This is a genomic window from Gordonia sp. AC31 (assembly GCF_031844505.1).
Classification (GTDB): domain Bacteria; phylum Actinomycetota; class Actinomycetes; order Mycobacteriales; family Mycobacteriaceae; genus Gordonia; species Gordonia hongkongensis.
The window spans coordinates 1-19,945 of record NZ_JAUZVK010000008.1 but is presented as its reverse complement, the minus strand read 5'-3'; the positions used below and the strand labels follow the sequence as shown (position 1 = coordinate 19,945).

Annotated in this window: 21 protein-coding genes and 1 tRNA gene; 12 read left to right on the top strand and 10 right to left on the bottom strand. The window is 68.2% G+C overall.

Features of this window, described 5'->3' with window-relative positions; genetic code table 11:
- The first annotated feature begins 23 nt into the window (after window positions 1-23).
- The 5 genes from Q9R39_RS11525 to Q9R39_RS11505 all read left to right on the top strand — a co-directional run bounded on the left by Q9R39_RS11525 (window position 24) and on the right by Q9R39_RS11505 (window position 4,735).
- Window positions 24-1,445, top strand: a complete 1,422-nt coding sequence (locus Q9R39_RS11525; RefSeq protein ID WP_311277526.1) for a hypothetical protein — start codon at window positions 24-26, stop codon at window positions 1,443-1,445.
- A gap of 127 nt (window positions 1,446-1,572) precedes the next feature.
- Window positions 1,573-2,835, top strand: coding sequence for a lipase family protein (locus tag Q9R39_RS11520; RefSeq protein WP_311277525.1), 1,263 nt, complete (start codon window positions 1,573-1,575; stop codon window positions 2,833-2,835).
- A gap of 63 nt (window positions 2,836-2,898) precedes the next feature.
- Window positions 2,899-3,588, top strand: a complete 690-nt coding sequence (locus Q9R39_RS11515; RefSeq protein WP_058251070.1) for a hypothetical protein — start codon at window positions 2,899-2,901, stop codon at window positions 3,586-3,588.
- Between the two features lie 129 nt (window positions 3,589-3,717).
- A complete protein-coding gene (locus Q9R39_RS11510; RefSeq protein WP_058251071.1) occupies window positions 3,718-4,149 on the top strand; it encodes an organic hydroperoxide resistance protein in 432 nt (143 codons plus the stop codon).
- Between the two features lie 112 nt (window positions 4,150-4,261).
- On the top strand, window positions 4,262-4,735 hold the full coding sequence (locus Q9R39_RS11505) for a Dps family protein (protein WP_280360458.1): 474 nt from the start codon (window positions 4,262-4,264) through the stop codon (window positions 4,733-4,735).
- A 77-nt stretch (window positions 4,736-4,812) separates the two neighbouring features.
- On the opposite strand, the gene Q9R39_RS11500 is transcribed toward Q9R39_RS11505, so the two are convergent.
- Window positions 4,813-5,337, bottom strand: a complete 525-nt coding sequence (locus Q9R39_RS11500) for a hypothetical protein (RefSeq protein WP_311277524.1) — start codon at window positions 5,335-5,337, stop codon at window positions 4,813-4,815.
- Between the two features lie 265 nt (window positions 5,338-5,602).
- Between Q9R39_RS11500 and Q9R39_RS11495 the strand changes: the two genes are divergently transcribed.
- Both Q9R39_RS11495 and Q9R39_RS11490 read left to right on the top strand, forming a co-directional pair.
- Window positions 5,603-6,979 (top strand): DUF2252 domain-containing protein, encoded by a 1,377-nt coding sequence (locus Q9R39_RS11495; RefSeq protein ID WP_311277523.1) that lies wholly within the window; start codon window positions 5,603-5,605, stop codon window positions 6,977-6,979.
- Window positions 6,980-7,000: 21 nt separating this feature from the next.
- Window positions 7,001-8,365: a dipeptidase gene (locus tag Q9R39_RS11490; RefSeq protein WP_311277522.1), complete on the top strand. Its 1,365-nt coding sequence runs from the start codon at window positions 7,001-7,003 to the stop codon at window positions 8,363-8,365.
- On the opposite strand, the gene Q9R39_RS11485 is transcribed toward Q9R39_RS11490, so the two are convergent.
- Complete coding sequence (locus Q9R39_RS11485; protein ID WP_311277521.1) at window positions 8,352-9,419, bottom strand: acyl-CoA dehydrogenase family protein; 1,068 nt, start codon at window positions 9,417-9,419, stop codon at window positions 8,352-8,354. The genes Q9R39_RS11490 and Q9R39_RS11485 overlap by 14 nt on opposite strands.
- 213 nt (window positions 9,420-9,632) lie before the next feature.
- On the opposite strand from Q9R39_RS11485, the gene Q9R39_RS11480 reads away from it, so the two are divergent.
- Window positions 9,633-10,076 carry a helix-turn-helix transcriptional regulator gene (locus Q9R39_RS11480; protein WP_058251150.1) on the top strand — a complete coding sequence of 148 codons (444 nt, stop codon included), beginning with the start codon at window positions 9,633-9,635 and terminating at the stop codon, window positions 10,074-10,076.
- A 64-nt stretch (window positions 10,077-10,140) separates the two neighbouring features.
- Here the strand turns inward: Q9R39_RS11480 and Q9R39_RS11475 are convergent, their stop codons facing one another.
- Window positions 10,141-10,755 (bottom strand): lipocalin family protein, encoded by a 615-nt coding sequence (locus tag Q9R39_RS11475; protein WP_058251075.1) that lies wholly within the window; start codon window positions 10,753-10,755, stop codon window positions 10,141-10,143.
- Window positions 10,756-10,898: 143 nt separating this feature from the next.
- A complete protein-coding gene (locus tag Q9R39_RS11470; protein ID WP_058251076.1) occupies window positions 10,899-11,324 on the bottom strand; it encodes a hypothetical protein in 426 nt (141 codons plus the stop codon).
- A 199-nt stretch (window positions 11,325-11,523) separates the two neighbouring features.
- Between Q9R39_RS11470 and Q9R39_RS11465 the strand changes: the two genes are divergently transcribed.
- A tRNA-Pro gene (locus Q9R39_RS11465) sits at window positions 11,524-11,597 on the top strand.
- 71 nt (window positions 11,598-11,668) lie between these two features.
- Here the strand turns inward: Q9R39_RS11465 and Q9R39_RS11460 are convergent.
- From Q9R39_RS11460 to Q9R39_RS11445, 4 genes are all read right to left on the bottom strand, one after another.
- Complete coding sequence (locus Q9R39_RS11460; protein WP_058251077.1) at window positions 11,669-11,863, bottom strand: hypothetical protein; 195 nt, start codon at window positions 11,861-11,863, stop codon at window positions 11,669-11,671.
- Window positions 11,860-12,585 (bottom strand): haloacid dehalogenase type II, encoded by a 726-nt coding sequence (locus Q9R39_RS11455; protein ID WP_058251078.1) that lies wholly within the window; start codon window positions 12,583-12,585, stop codon window positions 11,860-11,862. Before Q9R39_RS11455 ends, Q9R39_RS11460 begins: the two co-directional genes overlap by 4 nt.
- Window positions 12,582-13,589 (bottom strand): metallophosphoesterase, encoded by a 1,008-nt coding sequence (locus Q9R39_RS11450; RefSeq protein ID WP_058251079.1) that lies wholly within the window; start codon window positions 13,587-13,589, stop codon window positions 12,582-12,584. The genes Q9R39_RS11455 and Q9R39_RS11450 overlap by 4 nt, the downstream gene beginning before the upstream one ends.
- A gap of 84 nt (window positions 13,590-13,673) precedes the next feature.
- Window positions 13,674-16,121, bottom strand: coding sequence for a penicillin-binding protein (locus Q9R39_RS11445; RefSeq protein WP_058251080.1), 2,448 nt, complete (start codon window positions 16,119-16,121; stop codon window positions 13,674-13,676).
- A 322-nt stretch (window positions 16,122-16,443) separates the two neighbouring features.
- Between Q9R39_RS11445 and Q9R39_RS11440 the strand changes: the two genes are divergently transcribed.
- Window positions 16,444-16,752, top strand: coding sequence for a WhiB family transcriptional regulator (locus Q9R39_RS11440; RefSeq protein ID WP_004022078.1), 309 nt, complete (start codon window positions 16,444-16,446; stop codon window positions 16,750-16,752).
- Window positions 16,753-16,972: 220 nt separating this feature from the next.
- Here the strand turns inward: Q9R39_RS11440 and Q9R39_RS11435 are convergent, their stop codons facing one another.
- Together Q9R39_RS11435 and Q9R39_RS11430 are read right to left on the bottom strand one after the other, a co-directional pair.
- Window positions 16,973-18,067 (bottom strand): ArsA family ATPase, encoded by a 1,095-nt coding sequence (locus Q9R39_RS11435; RefSeq protein WP_058251081.1) that lies wholly within the window; start codon window positions 18,065-18,067, stop codon window positions 16,973-16,975.
- Window positions 18,067-19,137, bottom strand: coding sequence for an ArsA-related P-loop ATPase (locus Q9R39_RS11430; RefSeq protein WP_058251082.1), 1,071 nt, complete (start codon window positions 19,135-19,137; stop codon window positions 18,067-18,069). The genes Q9R39_RS11435 and Q9R39_RS11430 overlap by 1 nt, the downstream gene beginning before the upstream one ends.
- Window positions 19,138-19,180: 43 nt before the next feature.
- Between Q9R39_RS11430 and Q9R39_RS11425 the strand changes: the two genes are divergently transcribed.
- Window positions 19,181-19,345, top strand: coding sequence for a DUF4177 domain-containing protein (locus Q9R39_RS11425; protein ID WP_004022081.1), 165 nt, complete (start codon window positions 19,181-19,183; stop codon window positions 19,343-19,345).
- Window positions 19,346-19,347: 2 nt separating this feature from the next.
- Window positions 19,348-19,821, top strand: a complete 474-nt coding sequence (locus Q9R39_RS11420; RefSeq protein WP_058251083.1) for a RidA family protein — start codon at window positions 19,348-19,350, stop codon at window positions 19,819-19,821.
- Window positions 19,822-19,945: the final 124 nt, after the last annotated feature.

Genomic DNA, 19,945 nt, shown 5'->3' with positions numbered 1-19,945 from the left:
CCTGTGCGGTAGCTTGACCACTCATGACACGGAAGATGCGGGTCCGGGCGGCGGTGGTCACCGGGGTTCTCGCGTTTGCTGCGACGCTCGCGTACCCCGCAGCGGCACAACCCGATTCGCCGAGCACCGGACTCGGACCGAGCGACACCTCGCTCATGCACGGCGACCTCGCCTCCACGGACTCCACGGCGCATCGAGGCCCCGGCCGCGGGGCTCGACTGGCCGGCTCCTCGATCCCGGGCGGCGCCTGCGCGGCAACGTTCGTGGGACGCGACGGGATGCCCGTCGCGTTGTGTACGCAATTCGTCGGATCGTCGCCACCGGCATTCGCGGTGCCGTCGGTCGTCCTCTTCGATCCCCGGACCGCGCAACCACTGGCGTCGACGCAGCTGACGAAGGGCGGACTGCTCGGCGGCGTGTACGGCTATCTCGACGATCGCGACCGGGTGGTCGTCGCCGACGGGTCCGGGTCGATTCTCCGTGTCGCGCATGCGAAGACGGCCAGCGGCTGGCGGGTGTTCGTCGACGATCGGGTCGACGTCGACCACGCGATACCGGCGGGTGACGCGATCACCGGCCTGGCGCCCGACTTCGACGGCCGCGTGTGGTTCGCGACGACGCGCGGGGTGGTCGGGACAGTCGACCGGCACGGCGCTGTGCGGTCCACCCGGCTGCCCGCGGGAGAGGAACTCGGCAACGGCCTGTCGATCCGGCGGACGGGGGCGTCGATCCTGACGACGCACGCGCTCTACGAGATGCGTGCCGATCCGGGTGCGGCACCGGAGGTCGTCTGGCGTCGCGCCTATGACCGGGGGTCGGCACGCAAACCCGGACAGCTCACCTGGGGCTCGGGGACGACGCCGACGTACTTCGGTCCCGGTGGCGATGGTTGGGTCGCCATCGTCGACAACGCGGAACCGCCGGATCTCCGCGTGCTGCGCAGCGATGACGGCTCCGAGGTCTGCCGCATGCGGGCCTTTTCGACGTCCGGGCCGGGCACCGAGAACTCGCCGATGGCCTGGGGCAACTCGCTGGTCATCCCGAGCACCTACGGCTACCAGTACCCGCCGATGGCGGTGCAGGGGCCGTCGGACCCGGCCGATGCACCGTTCGTCGGCGGCGCCACCCGCATCGATGTCGGGGAAGGCGGCTGTCGTCGCGTGTGGGAGAACGGCGACCGGATCGCGACGCTCCCCAAGTTGTCTCGCGCGGACGGTCTGATCCATGCGATCGGGTATGGCCCGATCCGGCCGAACCTCCCACAGCAGATCGGTGAAGTCGACTATGTGGCAACCGACTTCGCGACCGGCAGGCGGGTCGCGACGGTGCCGGTCGGGACGGCGCCGTTCGACGAACCACTCGAGCTGACCGGGACGATCACGGCCGACGGATCGCTGTGGCAGGCAACTCTCGGCCGCATGCTCAAGGTGACGCCGGGCCGCTAGGCCGTCGATCGGCGACACCCCTGTGGCCCTCTGCGAGGCGTCACACACTCGGAAGCGACACCAGTCACCTGACTCGTGTTACTGTGCGGTAGGTTACACGGCCATGAACTGGAAGTCGGGGAGACTCATGACCCATCGCAGGCCATCGAGACGGACGCTCGGGATCGCCGCGCTGGTGGCAGCGTGCGTCGCGTCGCTGGCCCCAACAGCGGTCGGTACTGCAGCGGCGGCGGATTTCTACACCCCGCCGGCCCGGTTCGCGTCCGAGCCGGGATCGGTGATCCGCAGTCAGCCGAGTCCGCTGCTGCTCCAGATCCCCGGCATGGCGGGTCAGTGGCCGGGGACCGCCCGCAAGGTCATGTACACCTCGCGTTACCAGGACGGAAAACCCGCCGCGGTCACCGGAACCGTCATCGAACCCACCGCGCCATGGCGCGGCAAGGGACCGCGACCGACCGTCGTCGTCGGCTCCGGGACCATCGGTCAGGGCGACCAGTGTGCGCCATCGAAGCTGATGACCGTGCCCCTCGCGGTGGACATCACGAAGCCGGGCATCTCGGTCAACTACACCGCGCCGGAGATGTATTACATGCTCGTCAACGGCGTGCGGGTGTTCATCACCGATTACATCGGGATGGGCACGCCCGGTGTCCACACCTACGTCAACCGCGCGGAGACCGGTCAGGCGATGCTCGACGGCGCCCGGGCCGCACTCGCGATCTCGGGCGCCCCGAAGGACGCCCCCGTAGGTTTCGCCGGTTACTCGCAGGGCGGCGGCGCAGCCGCGTCGGCCGCCGAACTCGCCGAGACCTACGCACCGGAACTGGACGTGCGCGCGACCTACGCCGGCGCGCCCCCGGCCGACCTCGAGAAGGTCATCCCCGCGATCGACGGCACCACCATCGCGGGGGCGATCGGCTTCGCTGTCAACGGGCTGACCGAGCGGTATCCGAACGTCGCCGAAGTGGTGCGACGAGAGACCAACCCCACCGGCAAAGCCGCGCTGAAACAGCTCTCGACCAGCTGCATCGGGGACATCATCCCGGCCTTCGGTTTCCGCCGCGTCGAGACATGGACCCGAACCGGCGAGACACTGTCGTCCCTCATCGCACGATCCCCCGGACTGCAAGAGGCTGTCCGCCAGCAGCGGATCGGTCGCCTGAAGCCGAACGCGCCCGTCTTCGTCGAAGGCGGACTGCACGACGACGTGATCCCGTACGGCCAGGTCGCGCAACTCGTGGCGGACTGGCGCGCCCAGGGCGCCGACGTCACCTTCGTCACCGACCCCACCCCGCCCATCTTGACGAAGTCGATCGTGAACCATGTCGTCCCCATGCTCGGCACATTCGTCCCCGGGATGGAGTTCGTCCTCGCCGAGTTCCGGAAGTGAGCCGCTCGCGGCCGAACCTCCTCGACGCTGGAGGCCCGCCGGGGTGAGTGGCAGGATCGGGACATGACGGATCCGAAGGACCCGGCCGGGGGCGCGTCCGGCGATTCTGCCGCGGATGACCCCGATCGCGTCCCGAGCCAGGCCGAGCTGGACGCCGAGGATCTGGCGGCCATCGAGCGGTCCTCGCGCGATCGGGACCAGTCCGCGCTCTATCCGACGCGGCCGGGCGATGCGGGACCGCCGCCGGAGGCGCTGGCGGTGCACGCACGCATCGTGTGGTGGGGCGCGGCCGTGATCGGTCTCGTGCTGACGATCTACGGCTTCTTCAACCTCGGCACCATCACCGACGATCTGCGCAACCGACTGCTCGAAGGAGTGGTCTCGGACCCGGCGAACTCTGCACCCGAGAGTGAGGTCGAGACCCTCGCCGGCTTCTTCCCGCCGTTCATGCTGGTGATGATCGTCGTCGTGCTCGCCATCGAGTACGCGTGCCTGGTGACCGCTGCGTCGCAACACAGCCGCCATCTCCGCAACTTCTTCCTGGCCGCCGTCGTCGTGCATCTGCTGTGTATCCCCGTCGGCGTCGACCTGCTGTTCCGATACCCGGACGTGTCGTCCGTCATGGTCGTCCTGAGCTACCTCCAGTTCGGTCTCCTGGTGGTCGCCGCCCTCTGCACCCTCCGGCGACCGGTCAACCAGTGGCTGCCGGAGTCGACCCGGATGAAGCCCACGCGGATGATGCGGGGACGGTGAACCGGACTCCGACACCGGTGTCGTGACCATCACGTCGCTGTGGCCGGTGTCGTCGGAATGTTCCGCGAGCGGGTCGGGTTGAACCGACCGTTGGCCCGAACCCGCACTGAGCATCCAGGAGGATTTCGAATGGCAATCGAACCGGTGTACACCATCTCGTCGAAGGCGTCCGGCGGCGGACGCGACGGCGAAGTCGTCTCGGCGAGCGGCCAGATCGATCTGGACCTGCGGCCGCCGAAGGAACTGGGTGGCAGCGGTGAGGGGACCAATCCCGAGGAATTGTTCTCGGCGGGTTATGCGGCCTGCTTCCTGAGCGCGCTGCGCGCCACCGCCAAGCAGGCCGACACCCCGGTGCCCGACGGGGCGACCGTGGACGTGGCCGTCGGGATCGGAAAAGACCCCGCGGACAACGGATTCGGTCTGACCGTCGCCATCGAGGTCTCGCTGCCCGGCCTCGACGAGGTCAAGGCCAAGGAACTCGCCGACCTCGCCTACACATTCTGTCCGTACTCGAAGGCGACCAAGGGCAACATCGACTCGTCGGTCACCGTACGCGTCTGATCGTTGAGCCGTGCGGGGTGTCGGTGTCGGCGCCCTTCGTGGCTCGTCGCTATCGCTCCTCGCACCTCAGGGAGCAGAGGTAATCCATAGGACAAGAAGGGAATTCTTGATCATGACCACCCCGATCACCAGCACACTCACCGACGAACAGCAGTCCGTCGCCGGAAAGGCGTTGCAGGACACCCTCGTCGACCTCATCGACCTGTCCCTCATCGCGAAGCAGGCGCACTGGAACGTCGTCGGCAAGCAGTTCCGGTCGGTGCATCTCGACCTCGATGAACTGGTCACGGTGTCCAGGGAGTTCACCGACGCGGCCGCCGAGCGGGCCACCGCGATCGGCGTGAGCCCGGACGGCCGCGCCGAGACAGTTGCCAAGACCGCCCACACCAAGGGATTCGGTGAGGGCTGGACCAAGGACAGCGACGTCGTCGAGTCGATCGTCGACAATCTCAAGGCAGTGGTCGCGGGTCTCCGCGAGCGAATCGGGGTCACCGAGGAGGCCGATCCGGTCACTCAGGACCTGCTGATCTCGTTCGCGTCGAAACTCGAGCAGCTGCACTGGATGTGGCAGGCGCAGATCGCGTGAGCGAATACGCCTGACCCTCTCACAGCAACGAACCCCCGTCGACTGTGACGGGGGTTCGTTGTGTCCGGGGGGCCTGATCAGTCGACGGACCGAGCAGATTCGGAGGTGCCGGGATCGGGGGCGTCGACGGCGGGCCCGGCGTCCTCGTCGGCATAGGAGTCGCTGAAGGAGACCCGAGGCGTGGTCGCCGAGTGGTAGAGCGCGATGCCGACGTACACGAGGGCGGCCACCGCGAACACCGCGGACACGAGGATCGCCGCGATGTGTGCGACGGTCGCGAACACCCCGTCGAGCGGTCCGGTCGCGAGCGCTCCCGCACCGGCCAGCGCCGCGCCGAGCAGGGCCCACGCGGCACTCCGTATCCACGGGGCCACCACCGAGACGTAGAAAAGCCGTTGATAGATGGTCAGCGAGAACTCGTCGACCGCGGCCAGCCGGACCTCGTCGCCGCCGGCGAGGTCACGCAGTTCGCGCGCCAGCTGGGTCTGACGCTGCAGACTCGTCGATTCCCGCTCGCGGTACCGCACGAACCCGATGACGCCGAGCGCCGTCGCCACGAGCCCCAACCCGACCATCACACCCCAGTAATCCACGACGTTCACGCTACAACTAGAACCTGTTGCAGCCGTGAAGCGGGTCACACACCCTGGGCGGCGGTCGGCAGATCCCGGTGGACGCGACCCGGACGCGACCGAGGGAACGTGGCGCAGATTGATCACCGATCCATCGGCGGAACTGCCGACGGGCTGGGAGAATCTTCCCTCGGAGGACTTCGTTTTCGGCGGCGTTCACCCGCGGGTTCCGACCGGGCCCGGACACACGGACCTCTGCCTGTGGCGGGCCCGCATCGACGTGAAGGAGCACTCCGTGTCGACACTCCTGTCCACTCCGCCCACCGCTGTCGAACTCGCCGAGTGCCCGACGCCGACGGAGCGGGCCGACCCGCTGCGCATCCTGGAAGCGCAGGCGCAGACCCGGGTCGCGGATCTGATCCCGGTGCGGCACGCGCGGATGTCGGCGACGCCGTTCACCTTCTATCGTGGTGCGGCCGCGGTGATGTCCGACGACCTGTCGAGAACGCCGGACACAGGGATCATCACCCAGCTGTGCGGCGATGCCCACCTGAGCAATCTGGGCCTCTTCTTCAGCCCGGAGCGTCGAATGGTGTTCGACCTGAACGATTTCGACGAGACGCACATCGGACCGTTCGAGTGGGACGTCAAGCGTCTCGCCGCGAGCTTCGCGATCGCGGGACGTAACAACGGATTCGACGACGCGACCAATCGTAGGGTCGCCAAGACCGTTGCCAAGGCGTACCGGCGGACGGTCGTGCGCAGTGCGTCGAAGACGACTCTGGAGAACTGGTACGCCGGGATCGACGTCGACCATTTCCTGGCGGAGTTCGGACCCAAGCTGGACACGTCGATGAGCGAGCGGACGCAGAAGGCGCTGAAGAAGGCGCGGCACCGCGACAGTGCGCAGGCCCTCGCGAAGCTCTGTGTGATCGGCGCCGACGGCTCCGCGCACATCCGCAGCGACCCGCCGCTGCTGGTGCCGCTGCACGAGCGGTTCCCGGCCGAGACCGCCGAGATCGTGGCCGAACGGGTCCGCGAGCGGGTCGGCGCCTACCGCGACACCGTGCCCTTGCATGTGCAGGCGCTCCTCGACCAGTTCGCGATCGTCGACATCGCGTTCAAGGTGGTCGGCGTCGGCAGCGTCGGCACGCGGGCGTGGATCATCCTGCTCACCGGAAAGGAGCTGGGTGATCCCTTGTTCTTGCAGGTCAAAGAAGCGCAGCGATCGGTGCTCGCCGACCATGTGCCGGGATCGGGCTTCGACAACCAAGGGCAGCGGGTGGTCGAGGGACAACGCCTGCTCCAGGCGACGAGCGACCTGTTCCTCGGCTGGTCGACCGGGATCGACGAGAACGGTGAGCGACGCGATTTCTACGTGCGGCAGCTCCGTGACGGAAAGGGTTCGGTCGTCGTCGAGGCCCTGAGCGCGGAGGGGATGAGGTTGTACGCACAGCTGTGCGGGCTGGTTCTCGGTCAGGCGCACGCCCGGACCGCGAGCCGGTTCCGGATCGCCGAGTACCTCGGGACCACCAAGGGTTTCAGTGACGCGATCGCCGAGTTCTCGCTCGCGTACGCGGATCTCAACGACTCCGACCACACCCGGATGATGGAGGCCATCGGTCGAGGCGAGCTCGAGGTGTACGACCTGGCGGCCGAGGGCAAGAGTTGAGTCCGACAGGGAAGGTCGCCGGTGGAACCGACTGCGCGCGAGTATGACACGTTGTTGCGGGAGCAAGTAGCCGCCCTGATGCCGCAGGCGAGATCGGATCTCGCGGAGATGGTCCGGTTCCGGTCGGTGCACGACCGGCAGCAGTTTCCCGTCGAGGAGTGTGACGGGATGGTCGACTGGCTGCTGGCGGCCTTCGGTGCCGTCGGCGTCGACGACGCCGCCGCACATGTCACCAGCGACGGCAGCAAGGCGATCACCGGGTCCATTCCCGGCCCGGAGGGTGCTCCGACCGTCCTGCTCTACTTCCACCACGACGTGCAACCGCCGCTCGGTGACGACGAATGGGACTCTCCCGTCTGGGAACTGACCGAGCGGGACGGGCGGTGGTACGGCCGCGGAGCTGCCGACTGCAAGGGCAACATCGCCGTGCACCTCACCGCGCTGCGCGCGCTCGCCGGCCGGGCCGGGGTGACGGTGAAGATCATCGGCGAGGGGTCCGAGGAGCAGGGGACGGGAGGCCTCGAGGACTTCGCGGTCCGCAATCCGGACTTGCTTGCCGCCGACGCGATCCTGATCGCGGACTCCGGCAACTTCGCGGTCGGGAAACCGAGTCTGACGACGACGCTGCGCGGCATCGCGAACGTCGTCGTCTCCGTGGAGACGCTGGGGTCGGCGATGCACTCCGGAATGTTCGGCGGGGCCGCCCCAGATGCACTCGCGGCGCTCATCTCGATGCTCGCGACCCTGCGTGACGAGCACGGCAACACCACCGTCGCCGGACTCGATGCCGACGCCCGGTGGCCGGGTGTGTCCTACCCTCCCGACCGATTCCGCAGCGATGCAACGGTTCTCGACGGGGTCGACCTGGTCGGATCGGGATCGGTGTCCGACATGGTGTGGGCGCGCCCGGCCGCGACGGTGCTCGGCATCGACTGCCCGCCGGTGGTCGGATCGTCGGCGGCGGTGCAGCCGCGTGCGCGGGCGCGCATCAACCTCCGCGTGCCACCGGGGATGGACCCGATGGTTGCGCAGGACGCGCTCGTCGAGCACCTCCGTCGCGTCGCACCCTGGAACTCACGGGTGTCCTTCGAGCGCGAGGCGGTGGGCGCGCCCTTCGTCGGATCCACCAGCGGTCCGGCGTACGACACGCTCACCGGCGCCCTGTCGACCGCCTACGACAGCGAGGTGCTGATCCAGGGGCAGGGTGGCTCGATCCCGTTGTGCAACGTTCTCCAGTCGCTGTTCCCCGACGCCGAGATCATGCTGTTCGGCGTCGAGGAACCGCGGTGCCTGATCCACGCACCCAACGAGAGCGTCGACCCGTCCGAGATCGAGCGGATCGCCCTGGCCGAGGCGCTCTTCCTGCGCGACTTCAGGTACCGCTGAAGCGGTGTAGCAGAGCTGTTTTGAGTTCCGGGCGGCTCGCGGCCACCAGGACGAACGCGGCTTCGCGGAACAACCGTTCGGTATCACTTCCGCGCACGACGCCGCGGCCGCCGTCCGCGGACACCAACGCGGCCGCGGCATCGAGCGCCAGAGCCGCGGCGTCGGCCCGGGCCGCCAGTAGTGCGGTGGCATCAGCCATCCCGGCGTCGAGCGCGGTTCGGACGACGTCGGCGCGCTCGCGCAGCGCCCGCCCCTCCCGGTGGTGGCCGCCGACATCGAGCAGTGCCGCACAGCGCCGCACCAGACCAAAGGGCAGGGTGCCGTTCAATCGGACGCCGACGTTCTGGGTCGCGAAGAACTCCGCGAGGCCCACGCGCGTGACCTCGCGATCGAACGGGACCATCAGACCGTCGACCCGGAGGGACACCGTGGTCGTCGCGGCGGCGGCGGACAGATCCACGGGTGTTGCCCGGACCGCTGCGGACGACCTGCCGCCGACCAGATCGGGCATGCGCAGGATCGCGGAGATGACGTCATCGGTCGCGGCGTCGCGCGCCGAGATCTGGAGCAGGTCGACGACACCCCAGCCGCTGACGAACGGCGCGTGCCCGTTCAGGAGCCAGCCGTCGTCGGTGCGCGTCGCGACCATCCGTGGTGGCGTGGGGACGACTCCGGCGTAGGCGACGCCCGCGCGTAGACGTCCGCTCACGGTCGCGTCGAGGAGTTCGCCACGTAGCTCGTCGTTGGTGCTCCGGGCGAGGGACAGGACGACGCCGTGGTGCTGGATCCAGGTGAAAGCGGTGGCGAGGCAACCACTGGTGAGCACTTCGAGGATCTCGGTGACCTCACCGAATTCGAGTCCCGGCCCGCCGGCCTCGACCGGCGCCGCGATGCCGTACAGGCCGGCGTCGGCCAGCGCTCGCCAGTGGGATTCGGGGACCGCTCCGGTGCGGTCCACCTCGCCGGCCGCCGGGAACAGGACCTCGTCGGCCACCCTGAGCGCTGCTGTTCGCAACTCGGCTCGTCGCTCGCCTCCGGCGTCCTGGGTGGTCACGACTCTCACAGTACGACGAGTGTCCGGGCCGGCAGGGAAGTTGGACGACTGACCGACTCCGCCGTCATGGCCGCTCACGGAAGTTCGCGTCGCGCAGCACAATCGCGGGACCGGGATCCTTGAAAGTGGGACCAAAGGCCCAAGACCGCAGGTGTGACCGTCGATAAACTCGTGTATCGGGTGGGAGCATTCTCTCGCGTGGAAGGAACCCAGGTGACCGCAGTCCTCAATGGTCGTGACGTTCAGTCGATACGTGTTGTGCCGGAATCGGTTTCGAGTGTAGTACGGTCGGACGTCCGGACGAGTGAGCGGTACCTGCGTGCCGCGGTCGCCGACCTCATCGAACAGAATTTTCGTGATCCCGACTTCAGTGTGGAGGTCGTCGCCCGGCACCTGCACGTGAGCCGCCGGCACCTGTACCGGGTGCTCGCCGGTGGCACCACGTCGCTCGCCGAGATGATCGCCGATCGACGCCTGGAGTGGGCGGAGGGGCTGCTCATGGGTCCGGGCAACCTGAAACTCGAGGCCGTCGCCCACGCGTCGGGATTCGCCTCGACGGCGACGATGCGCAACCGCTTCCGGTCGAAGTTCGGCTGCACCCCCGACGAGTTCCGCCGGATGGCGCCAGCGTCGGGACCGGACGCCGAGGCCGGCTGAAACAACTCCGGCGCAGACCTTTTCATGTCTGCGCCGGAGTCGCGTCATCGTATGGCGTTGACCGTCACACCGTGCAGAGCGGTGAATAGTCGCTGCGACCACCGGTGGTCGGCGAGACGAGGAACGCGCACGGGTTGTACCCGACCTTCTCGATCTCCTTGGTCAGGCGACGCAACTCCGAGTTGGGGACCACCTTGTCGCGCGACAGCAGGAATCCCGATCCGCGCGAGGGGTCCCCGACGACCGCGTACCGGTACGGCCCGGCGGGATCCGGCCCGTCTTCGAGGTAGGCGACGATGTAGTTCGGTGCGCCGCCCGGGTTGATGCTGCCCGGTGTCTGTGGGAACCGGACGCTCAGTTGGGCATTGGTCTGCGGGTCGACGACCGTCGCACGGCCGACGACGCCACCACGCATGCCGGTGGGCCCGGTGCAGCGGTTGTCGACGCCGATCGTCTTGGCGTCGATATAGGTGTAGGTCGCGCTGGTGTCCCGGGCGCAGGTGACCCCGAAGAAAGACGGCACGGTGGCGAGCTGCCACCACTTGCCGAGGTAGCGATCCACCTCGACCTTCGCCACGGGGGCCAGCGGTGCGGCTTGTGCCGGACCCGTCCCGGCGGCGAAGCCGACGCTGAGGAGGACGCCGGCGACAAGGGCTGCGAGGGACCGGGTGATGCGCATGGTGTTCCTTTCGGGCGGTTCGTCGTCGCGCCGCCCAGGTGGAGCAGCGTCACCAGACGATTCGGACCGCATGCGCGTCGTGGATTGGTTACCCCCGCAGCCCTCGTCTCAGCGAAGTGTCGTCACTGCGTCAGAGCGGTCGGTCACAGGTTGTATTCGTTGTTGGGGTTCCAGGTGGAGACAGCCCAGATCACGATCAGGTCCAGCACGATGATCAGGATGGCCCACGCCGGGTAGTAAGGAAGCCACAGGAACTGGGCGATGATCGACAGCGAGGCGATGATGATCGCAGAGATCCGCGCCCAGTCGGCGCCCACCGCGAGACCGCCGGCGACGAGGACCCCGACGATGCCGAGGATCAGGTGGATCCAGCCCCAGGTGGTGAGGTCGAACTCGAAGATGTAGTTCTGGCCGGCGACGAACAAATCGTCGTTCGCGATGGCCGAGATGCCCTGGAAGATCGAGACCAAGCCGGCCACGAAGAGCAGCGCGGCGGCCACGATCGCGATACCGAAGGCGAAACCCTGCTTGGCAGACGAGTTGGCCTGCTGATCGGGGGAAGCGCTCATGGTTGGCGTGTCCTTTCAGTGGTTGTACGCCGATTCCTTGGTCCCGACCGACGGCGCGGCAGCACTGGTACGGATGGACCACATCAAGGATGGGATGTGCGACGCTACTTCGCACGGGTTTCAGCCACACCGGGCACATCTTTGACCAGGCGATTTAGTAGTCGGCCGGGGCGGGGTATAAGCTATCGCAGGCTACACACGGGGTGTGGCGCAGCTTGGTAGCGCGCTTCGTTCGGGACGAAGAGGTCGTGGGTTCGAATCCCGCCACCCCGACGCAAGGTTGAGATTGCAGAAGAGACCCTGACCTGGAGAAATCCGGTCGGGGTCTCCTCGTCTCTGCGGGGTCACTCCGGTTCCTCGGCCGACGACGACCGGCCACCGATGTGGGCCAGGATGATCGGATCGTCGGTGACGACGCGGTCCACCTCCTCGCCACCGTCGCAGCGCAGCAGACCCAGGGTGATTCCATCCGGTCCGTGATGGACCACCCGCCACGACGCCCCCGAATCCTCCCAGCGCAGCAGGTCGTCGAGTGTCATCGGGACGGGCCGGTCACCGACGGGCTCAGCTGCCGCGCGAGGTCGAGGAGATCCGTCGCGTGGAAGTCGTTGTCCGGCGAGCCGGAATCATCCTTCTCGTCCCCGCCCCACTCGTCCGGCCGCTCGACGAAGGCCGTCCGCAGGCCGAAGGAGCGCGCGGCGTCGAGATCGCTCTGGTGGGTGGCCACCATCATCACCTCGGCGGGCTCCACCTCGAGCAGATCCGCCAGCCCGCAGTAGGTCTCGCGCGCAGGTTTGTAGTGCCGCCAGAGGTCGGACCCGCCGATCACGTCCCAGGGGAACGCGTTGTACCGGGCCATGTCGGTGAGCAGTGCGACAGTGCCGTTGCTCAGTGCGCAGACGATGTGATCGCGTTTGAGGAGTTGCAGACCCTCGACCGCGTCCGGCCAGGCCGGAATCGTCCGCCACGCACGGACGAGGGTGCGGGCCTGATCGTCGTCGAGTGTCAGTGCAAACAGCGAGGCGACGTCGTGCAGCGTCTCGGTCTGCAGGTCGTCGAGGCGACGCCACGGCAGTTCGCCGGATTCCACGCGAGCCAGGATCGGCGAGTACCGGCGTCGCCACTCCTTCGCGAACGCCGCTGCGTCGACCTCCGGTGCGATCGCGCCGACGGCGCCGGAGATCCCGGTGAACCAGTCGGTGACCGTCCCGAAGGTGTCGAACGCCAGGACCTTCACGCGGGGATGAAGGTCAACGCTCACATGGTCTCCCGGGCCAGCTGCGGGAGCGACTGGTCGGCGTCGTAGTCGGCATCACCGTGCGACACAGGTGTGAGGGTGAGCAGGCTGGCCTCGGGGCGGCAGCAGAAGCGTGCCGGGGCGTACGGGGACGTGCCCAGACCCGCACTCACGTGGAGCTTCATCGACGACCCCCAGCTCGACGGACCCTTGACCCGGGAGCGATCCAACTGGCAGTTCGTCACCAACGCGCCGAAGAACGGCAGGCAGAGCTGGCCGCCGTGCGTGTGTCCGGCCATCACGAGGTCGTAGCCGTCCGCGGCGAACCGGTCGAGGACCCGCGGTTCGGGGGAGTGGGTGAGTCCGAGCCGCAAGTGTGCCAGCGGGTTCGGGCGGCCCGCGATCGTCTCGTAGCGGTCTCGCTCGATGTGGGGATCGTCGACGCCGGCCGCGACGACCCGCACGCCGCTGACCTCCAGCTCGCGGACCGTGTGCGTCGCGTCGAGCCATCCACGCTCGGTGAACGCCGCACGCAGATCCTGCCACGGCAGGGGCTCGCCGTGCGTGCGCTGATGGTCCTTCTTGAAGTACTTGAACGGATTCTTCGGCTTGGGGCCGAAATAGTCGTTGGACCCGAAGACGAACAGGCCGGGCCGCGACAACAACCCACCGAGCGACTGGATGACCGACGGCACGGCCTGCGGGTGCGCGAGGTTGTCCCCGGTGTTGACGACAAGGTCGGGTTCGAGCGCCTCGAGCTCGGCGATCCACGCCTGCTTGAGGCGTTGGTTGGGCATCATGTGCAGGTCGCTGATGTGCAGGACACGTAACGGCGAGGCGCCCGGTTCGAGAACGGACAGCGTCGTGTGTCGCAACGCAAAGGCGTTGCGCTCGATCACCGTCGAGTAGAGCAGTCCGGCGGCGGCGAGTCCCGCCGCGCCGGCCAGAGCGCGCGCGGGTACCCCGGAACCGGACGGACCGAGGCGAGAGATGCCGAGGCGTGCGATGTCGAGTTCGGAGTGCTGCATCACCCCAGAATACGCATCCCCCACGACGATCCCGCCCCGGTTTCGTGAGCAGCGCGGGCGGGGCGTCGATTGTCTGATCGCGGGTCAGCCGGGTAGCTGGATCACCACCGGGCCGACACCGGGTACCACGACGGTGGTCTCGGTGGGGCCGCCCTCGTCACCGCCGGCGCGGCGGCCGTTGCTGACGTAGATCGTCACGGTGCTGCCGGGCATGGCCGAGTCGGACGGTGCGGTGAAGACCACGGTGCCCTGCGGGCGTCCGCTGTCCACGTCGAGCTCGCTGACCTTGAACCCGGCACCCTGCAGGCGCGATGTGGCCTCGCTGGCGGGCAGGCCGCTGACCTGCGGGATACGGCCCCGGTCGCTGCCGTTCCAGTACTCGCGGTCGATCGGGGGCAGGTTGACGGGGCCGAACTTCGTCGCCACCGGTTTGACGGCCTGGAACCAGGTGCGCGCCGGTTCCATGCCGCCGTAGAGGTCGCCGTCGTAGCAGGAGCGCAGCGGACTGCTGCAGACGCCCTGCGGGTTCGGGCCGTCGCTGTAGACGTACGCGGCGCCGGCGATCTGGTTGGTGAACCCGACGAATGCCGAGGAGCGGTGCGCTTCCGTCGTGCCGGTCTTACCCGACATCGGCAGCGTCCAGCCCGCGGAGCCCGCGGCACCGGCCGCGGTGCCGGCGCCCACGTCGTCCTTGCTCATGGCGTTGGCCAGCGAGTGTGCCAGGCCTTCGTCCACGACCTGCTCGCACGGAGGTGGCGTGAACGGCACCGCGGTCAGGGCGCGCCGGCCGTCCGGTCCGATGACGGGGTTGCCGTACTGGTCCCGCTTGATCTGGCTGATCGACTTGATCGGGTTGGGCGGGCACCAGGTGCCGCCCGACGCGATGGTGGCGGCGACGTTGGCGAGCTCGAGGCCGTTGAGCGGTAGCGGGCCGAGGGTGAAGGAGCCGAAGTTCCCGTCCTTGACGTACTGGGCCATGCTCTTCTCGCCGTAACCCGACGACCCGGGGATGGTGTACGAACGCAGGCCCAGGCGGACGGCCATGTCGACCGCCGGCTTGACGCCGACCTGCTGCAGCAGCTTCACGAAAGCGGTGTTCGGCGACTGTGCCAGGGCGTTCGTCACCGACATCGACGCCGGGTAGCGGCCGTCGTTCTTGACGCAGTACGCATTGGCCGGACATCCGTTGGCCCCGCCGCTGTTGCCCATGCCCTCGACGGCGATGGACCCGGGGACGGGGATGTTCGAGCCGGCGCCGAGACCCTTCTCCATTGCGGCGGCGACGGTGAAGATCTTGAACACCGAGCCGGCACCGTCGCCGACCATCGAGAAGGGTTGTGGCTGCATCGTCTCGCCGCGGTTGAGATCGAGACCGTAGTCGCGGCTCGACGCCATCGAGAGCACGTCGTGCGATTTCTTGCCCGGACGCAGGGTGCTCATCACGTCGGCGACGCCGTCGGCGGTCGGGCTGGCCTGACTCTTCACCGCCCGCACCGTGGACCGCTGGATCTCGGGGTCGAGCGTGGTCTGGATGATGTAGCCGCCGCGCAGGACCGAGTTGCGGGACATGCCGTTCTCGGCCAGGAACTGCAGGGCGTAGTCGCAGAAGAAGCCGTTGTTGTCGGCCGCGATGCAGCCCTGGGTCGGGGTCCGCGGACTCGGGAGCACGCCCAGGGGCGCCTCCTTGGCCGCGACGAGCTCGGCGCGTCGTTCCGGGAAGTTGTCGATCATCGTGTCCAGCACGATGTTCCGGCGCGCGAGGGAGGCTTCGGGGTTCGAGTACGGATTCAGCGCGGAGCTGGACTGCACCATGCCGGCCAGCAACGCGGCCTGCTCGACCCGCAGGTCCTTGGCGGGGATGCCGAAGTAGGTCTGCGCGGCGGCCTCGATGCCGTAGGCGTTGTTGCCGAACGGGACGACGTTCAGGTACCGCGTGACGATCTGCTTCTTCGCCTCCTGCTTGGCAGCGGCGTCGTCGAGGCCCTTGTCGCGTTTCGCCTGATCGATCAGGGTCTGCTCGAGGGTCAGCGCCATGCGCACCTCGCGGAGCTTGCGCGCGGGTGTGGTCTCGATCGCGGCCTGGCGGTCCGCCTCGGTCCGTGCGAGCACCAGGAGCTGATAGTTCTTGATGTACTGCTGGTCGAGCGTCGACGCACCCTGCTGGACCTCGCCCGACGATGAGTTCTTCAGCGCGGCACGGATGGTGCCCTTCCAGTCGACGCCGTCGTGTTCCAGGAACCGGCGGTCCTCGACGGAGATGATCGCCCGGATCATGTCGGGCGAGATGTCGTTGTAGCCGACCTGATACCGGTACTGGTCGAACAGCACCGCGATCGGCTTCCCGTCGACGTCGGTCATCGTGGTGACCTCCGGCAACGTGCCGTTGAGCAGTTCGGAGGACACGTTCTCGACAGCGGCCGCCGCCCGGTTGGAGACGACGCCGATTCCGCTGGCCACGGGGTAGAGCAGGCCGGCGACGAGAACTCCGGCCAGCAGGCTCGCCCACGCCAGCGACCACAGTTTCTTCGACATCACCCCGACAGGATACGTGCGTTGGTTCCGAACATCGTCCTGCCTCGCCCGCGGCATCGGCGCAGCGTGGTCCCGAGCCGACGGTCGGGGTGCCCGCGGGTCGCCGGGCGGAGGTGCCGGAGGCCGCCGTCCGCGGGCCGTCCGTTCGGGTGAGTTTGCACGGTTGTCCCACTTTGTTCGCTCCAGGGGTTGCGCCCCCAAGCACAGATCCCTAGATTGAGTGCAGAATGTGACTCACTTAACAGTTCGCTGCAAATGTGGCTTGAGCAGCGAGGTCGAGACGTTCTCGCAGCTACGCAGATACGACAGGTAGGGGTGGCGGATGGCGACAGCGGCAGTTTCCAACGAAGAGGATCGCTTGGCGTGGGTTGCTCAGGCGCGTTGCCGAGGGGGAGACCCTGATGATCTGTTCGTGCGGGGCGCGGCCCAGCGCAAAGCCGCCACGATCTGCCGCCACTGCCCGGTGCAGCTCGAATGCGGTGCCGATGCACTCGACAACCGCGTCGAGTTCGGCGTCTGGGGCGGACTGACCGAACGTCAGCGTCGCGCACTCCTCCGCCAGCACCCCGAGGTCACGTCCTGGTCGGCGTTCTTCGCCGCGCAGCGCCGGCGGCACCGCGACGCCGTCTGACCTCTTCTCCGCCGAGCCGTGTCGAGTTGTTTCGACACGGCTCGTCGCACGCTCCTCGCCTGCTCAACCAGCAGGAGGCGGCTCGTCGCACGCTCCTCGCCTGCTCAACCAGCAGGAGGCGGCTCGTCGCACGCTCCTCGCCTGCTCAACCAGCAGGGGGCGGTCTCGGCGCACGCCTCGCCTGCTCAACCAGCGGGTGACTGCTGGTCGCGCTCGGTGATCAGCCGCGGCCGGTGATCTGCTCGGCCACCGCGCGCAGGGCGGTCACATCGGCCACCTCGAACGGCAGCGCCGGGACCCCGACGATCGGCACCCGCGGGTGCGACGCCGTGAACCGTTGCAGCAGATGGAGTTCGCGCTTCCCGGTGGCGGCCCGATCCGCGTGAATCCGGAGTACACCGCGAGCCAGTTCGTCGTTGACCGATTCGAGGGCGACCAGCGCTGCCTCCTCGTGGATCGACGTCAGGTTCGGGTGGGTCCGGTTGAGGATCAGTCCGGCAAGCGGCATCGACTCCTCGGACAGGCGGTCGACGAAGAACGCGGCCTCCCGCAGGGCATCGGCTTCGGCCGCAGCCACCACCGCGAACTGGGTGCCCGGCTGTTTCAGCAGGGCATAGGTCTTCGCGGCGCGGTCCTGGAAGCCGCCGAACATCGAGTCCAGTGACTGCACGAAGGTCGCCACGTCGCGGAGCATCTCGCCGCCGATGATCGTCGAGACACCCCGCATGGCCAGGCTCATCGCGCCGGTCACCATCCGGCCGACGCCGCGACCGCCGCCGACCAGCACCTTCATCAGACGCCCGGACAGGAACGACCCCAACCGCTGCGGGGCGTCGAGGAAGTCCAGTGCGTTGCGCGACGGCGGGGTGTCGACGACGATCAGGTCCCAGTGGTCCTGCTCGAGAAGCTTGCCGAGCTTCTCCATCGCCATGTACTCCTGCGTCCCGGAGAACGACGAGGCGACCGTCTGATAGAAGGCGTTCTGCATGATCGCCTCGGCGCGTTCGGGAGTGGAGTACTCGAGCACCATCTCGTCGAACGTGCGCCGCATGTCGAGCATCATCGCGTCGAGCGTGCCCTTGCCGTCGATCGCGACCGGCTGCGGGTCGTTGGTGAGTTCGGACATCCCGAGCGACTGCGCCAGGCGCCGGGCCGGGTCGATCGTCAGCACGGCCACGGTCCGGCCCTGTTCGGCGGCGTACATCGCCATCGCGGCAGCAGTCGTTGTCTTGCCGACTCCGCCTGCGCCGCAACAGATCACGACGCGGGTCGCGGGGTCGGTGAGCACCGCGCCCATCTTGAGGTCGAGTGGCATCACGCACCCGCTTTCTGGAGGAGGTCGGCCAGCTCATAGATCGACCCCAGGTCGACGCCGTCACCGAGGGACGGCAGTTCGAGTGTCGGCATCTCCACCTCGTCGAGCTGCGCCTTGGCGATCTGCTGCGCCTGCAGGCGGGTCGCGTGCTCGATCGTCTCGGTGAGCAGGCCGGCCAGGTCCCCGTCGGCGAGCTTGAGTCCGGCGGCGGTGAGGCCGTCCTCGACACGCCCCGCGTCGACCCGACCTTCGGCGATCTCGTCGATCACCTCGGCGGGCAGGTGGGGTTCGCTGACGCGGTTGATGACGAGACTGCCGAGGTTGAGGTTCTTGCCCCGCAGTTCGTCGATCGCCTCGATCGTCTCCTGGATCGGCATCGCCTCGAGGAGCGTCACCAGGTGGATGATCGTCTCTTCCGAGTGGAGCAGGCGGACGACACCTTCGCTCTGGTTGCGGATCGGGCCGGTCTTGGCGAGGTCGGCCATGGCCTGGGTGACGTCGAGGAAATTGCCGATCCGGCCGGTCGGCGGCGCGTCGACGACCACCGCGTCGTACACGCGGTTGCCCTGCTTGTCGGTGTGGATGATGCGCTCTTTGATCTTGCCGGTGAGCAGGACGTCGCGGAGTCCGGGAGCGACCGTCGTCACGAAGTCGATCGCGCCGATCCGCTTCATCGCGCGGCCGGCGAAGCCGAGGTTGTAGAACATGTCGAGGTACTCGAGAAGGGCGTGCTCGATGTCGATGGCCAGCGCGGACACCTCGCCGCCGCCCTCGGCGGTCGCGATGCGGGTGTCGGTGGGTGGCAGCGGCGGGATGTCGAAGACCTGCGCGATGCCCTGGCGACCCTCGGTCTCGACGAGGAGGACCTTCTTGCCGTCGGCGGCGAGCGCGAGTGCGAGCGCCGCGGCGATCGTGGTCTTGCCGGTGCCGCCCTTGCCTGTCACGAAGTGCAGGCGAGCTCGCGCGGCGGCCGCCGGCCACTCGTTCTCGCGCGCGACGGAGGAGTTGTCTGTCACGCCGGAATCGAGCGCCTCACCCGACCCGGATCGTGAGCCCTGTTCGTTGGCCACCGCAACACCTTATCCATTGACCGTCGCCAGATAGGGTGAGTCCATGAGTGAAGTGACCGCGTGGGAATACGTGACCGTGCCGCTGCTGACGCACGCCACGAAGCAGATCCTCGATCAGTGGGGCGCAGACGGTTGGGAACTGGTTTCGGTTCTGCCCGGTCCCACCGGCGAGCAGCACGTCGCTTACCTGAAGCGACCGAAGGGCTGACCATGGCGACCACGTGGACCGATCGTCTGGCCGAACTGGGCATCGAACTCCCGTCGGTGGTGCCACCGGTGGCGAGCTACACCCCGGCCGTGCGCACCGGCAACCTCGTCTACACCTCGGGACAGCTGCCCATCGTCGACGGCGAACTGTCGGCGCGGGGCAAGGTCCATGAGGGCGCCGAAGGCGTCGTTCGGCCGGATGAGGCGACTGCGGCAGCTCGGGTCTGTGCGCTCAATGCCCTCGCCGCGATCCACGCGCTGGTCGGGATCGACTCGGTCGTCCGGGTGGTCAAGGTCGTGGGGTTCGTCTCGTCCGCACCGGGTTTCACCGGGCAGCCGGCGGTGATCAACGGGGCGTCGGACGTCCTCGGTGAGATCTTCGGCGACGCCGGCGTGCACGCCCGGTCCGCTGTCGGGGTCGCCGAACTCCCGCTCGGTGCACCGGTCGAGGTGGAACTGATCGTCGAAGTGGCCTGACGTCTCCGTTGGACGTCGCGCTGCTGATCGCGGCGGCCGCCGCGGCCGGGTGGGTCGACGCCGTGGTCGGCGGCGGTGGCCTCGTGCTGATCCCGGCGATGCTGATCGCCCAGCCGGGGTTGCC